Annotated in this window: 3 protein-coding genes; 2 read left to right on the forward strand and 1 reads right to left on the reverse strand. The window is 22.2% G+C overall.

What is annotated here, in order from left to right:
• The first annotated feature begins 188 nt into the window (after positions 1-188).
• Positions 189-392 carry a hypothetical protein gene (locus BUA19_RS11340; RefSeq protein ID WP_072726581.1) on the forward strand — a complete coding sequence of 68 codons (204 nt, stop codon included), beginning with the start codon at positions 189-191 and terminating at the stop codon, positions 390-392.
• A 1,011-nt stretch (positions 393-1,403) separates the two neighbouring features.
• Here BUA19_RS11340 and BUA19_RS11835 read toward each other — a convergent pair.
• Positions 1,404-1,568, reverse strand: a complete 165-nt coding sequence (locus BUA19_RS11835) for a hypothetical protein (RefSeq protein ID WP_178137507.1) — start codon at positions 1,566-1,568, stop codon at positions 1,404-1,406.
• 34 nt (positions 1,569-1,602) lie between these two features.
• On the opposite strand from BUA19_RS11835, the gene BUA19_RS11350 reads away from it, so the two are divergent.
• On the forward strand, positions 1,603-2,055 hold the full coding sequence (locus BUA19_RS11350; protein WP_072726585.1) for a CPBP family intramembrane glutamic endopeptidase: 453 nt from the start codon (positions 1,603-1,605) through the stop codon (positions 2,053-2,055).
• Positions 2,056-2,325 lie beyond the last annotated feature (270 nt).

The following is a 2,325-nucleotide window of genomic DNA, read 5'->3' on the forward strand; positions in this document are numbered from 1 at the left end:
AAAAGTCAATATAAATATCACGAATGATTAAATAAATATCATAAAATGTAATTTTTGCAATTCATGATATTATATTGACAATTCATGACATATATGTTGATTTTACGAATTAAATTTGTTTTAATAATTTTGTCGCGACAAAGTAATTTATTAATCAAAATAATACATATTTTAAGAAGGTAGCCTTTATGAAAGAATTAAGAGTTGAAGAAATGATGAGTACAAACGGAGGAGGTTGGAAAGAAGCTGGTCAAGCTTTTGTTGGTACACTACAAATAGCAAAAGGTGGTGCAGAAGCAATAATGTCTCTTTACAACCCTCTATTAGTAGAAAGAGCAGCATGGGATGTTAGCGAAGGTTGGGATAAAATAAAAAAAGCTAGCGGTCATTAAAAATATCTATTAAATATAGTTTATACTTTTATTAGCAGAAGATTGTTCAATTACATATTATTGAACGACTCTCCTTTATTTTAATTTCTATAAAAGGTGAAATTTTCAAATCAATAAAAATGCTATGTTTGATACATATATCTATATATTATTATAAATAATATATTTTTTAGGAGGCTATATTTATGAATAAATTAAAAAAAATTTTAGGTATAATTTTATTCATAATAGGTTTGTTTTTTATTATAACTGAAATATTATTTACTCTTTCATCTTTGTTTAATTCAAATCTATTTAAAATTAATAACTTATTAACAATTATAATTCTAAATGGAATTAGTCTAATTTCTATATTAGGAAGCTTAAAATTACTAGATAATACAAATTGGAAATTGACCATAAGTATAATTCTAATTATATTTGGCATATTATATTTTGTTCCAGTAATTATATCTTCATTTTATACAAACATTAATTTTCACAAAGATATAATTATATCTTTATCTATCGTTAGCATTTTACTATTATTATCAGGAATAACATTGCTAATCCAACAAAAGAAACTTAATTTATTACAAAAATAACTATTTATAATGTGAATTATCTTAATTTATATTGTAAAATTTAATTTACAGATATCAAAATTTTTTCTACAATTTTAAAAGGTGGGATATAATTTGGATAATTTTATTAATATTATTATTGATATTGTTTATATTATTGTAGATACATTTAATTTATTTAAAAATTATAAATAATTAAAATATTTAAAATTATATTTTTATAGCAATATACAAAACTTTTATTATCTTTTACAAATAAAATCTTAGCTAAGTTTTTATTTAATTTTAGACAGAATTTTTTTATCAAGAACTCTGTCTTTTTTTTATTAAAGATATCTTATATCTCTCAACACAAAATTCAAGCAAAAATATTATAAATTTAGGATTATGAATTTATATAAAAAATAACCATGGCATCTGCCATGGCTTTTCTTACCTTCTCAACCTATTAACTTTCTCTATATAAAAGTCCTGTTTTTATTGATATTATTTCATCATCTGAAATATCTAGTAAATTTTTAGCTATTTCTATAGTTTTTTTATACTCTCTTTCTATTATTCCTTCTTCTCTTTCCTTTATCTGAGCAGTTTTAGTCTCTGCTTTATGAACCATTATTGTTTTTCTCTCATTTGAAACACTTAATTCTATGGCTGAAAAAGAAATAAAGTTCGGTCAATTACCATCCTTAGGATTTTTTTTATCATTAGTTTTATTTGGTCCATTATTTGAAGAATTTATATTTAGAGGGATTATTTTAAAAGGTTATCTTGAAAATTATTCCCCAAAAAAAGCTCTTATTATTTCAGCTTTGGTTTTTGGGTTAGCTCATATGAATATATATCAATTTATAACAGCCTCTATTAGTGGGTTATTCTACGGTTGGCTCTATTTAAAAACTAAATCAATTATTCCTTGTATATTTGCTCACTCAATTAATAACTCAATAGATTTTATAGTTATTAATTTATTACAAATAAAAATACCCAATTATATACTTATATCTGATACGTCTCAATTTCAGCCTTTATGGTTTGACATTTTAGGAATTGCTTTAGTTATTATTTCTATCTATCAATTGAAAAAGATATTTAAAAATTAAAGAAGAATGTGATTTTAAATCTAAAAATTAAAATAACATGTTAACTATTTACAAAATAAAACCTTAGCTAAGTTTTTATTTAATTCTTCTACTAATTTCCTTTAAAAATTTAGTCTTTGTTCTTTATATTAATTTGATGATGTTCATAACCCTTATGTATAAAAAATCTAAAATTAAAATAGCCATGGCAAATGCCATGGCTATTTTTACTCCCTTAATTTATTAACTTCCTCTACAGAAAGTCCTGTTTTTATTGCTATTGTTTCATTA

The sequence above is a fragment of the Tepidibacter thalassicus DSM 15285 genome (assembly GCF_900129915.1).
Taxonomy (GTDB): domain Bacteria; phylum Bacillota; class Clostridia; order Peptostreptococcales; family Peptostreptococcaceae; genus Tepidibacter; species Tepidibacter thalassicus.